This is a genomic window from Halorubrum sp. SP9 (genome assembly GCF_005435015.1).
GTDB classification, from domain to species: Archaea; Halobacteriota; Halobacteria; order Halobacteriales; family Haloferacaceae; genus Halorubrum; species Halorubrum sodomense.
This window is the reverse complement of record NZ_SGXU01000364.1, coordinates 1-466: the sequence shown is the minus strand read 5'-3', so window position 1 is coordinate 466 and position 466 is coordinate 1. Positions and strand designations below refer to the sequence as shown.

General features: G+C 64.8%; 1 pseudogene. It reads right to left on the bottom strand.

Going from position 1 to position 466, the window contains the following annotated elements:
• Positions 1–466: pseudogene (locus EXE45_RS17895) on the bottom strand (hypothetical protein); the annotation flags it as partial.

Here is a 466-nt window from a genome sequence, read left to right as displayed (position 1 = left end):
CCAGCCGGTGAGCAACAGTCCGATCCCGGTCGCGACGACCGGCGGCCAGTAGTAGGAGAACCGTTCGCGCCGTCGTGCGCCTTGGACGCTGACGGAGATCAACACGAACAACACGAGTAGTTTCAACAGGAGGAACCCGGGGAGTCCGCTTGAGGAGAGCAGCGTCCCGACGATCGGGTTCGCCTCGATAAGTCCAGGGACCGCTACCGTCGCGTACAGCGTCGAGACGACGTCACCGACCCCATACGTGAGCACGGCGAGAAACCAGAGGCCGTAAAACTCGCGGGGACGGGTTTGGTACAGCGGTCCGCCTCCACCGCTCTCGGTCATCTCGGCGCCACTAGGGGGCGGAGCGCCCGTCTCATCGCTCGCACCCGCGACCGGGTCGCCGATTTCCGCGAGCAGTGTGTTGATTTGTCTCTGACGGGTGGCGATCTCGCCGGTCAGCTCTCGGTAGTGCTCGTCG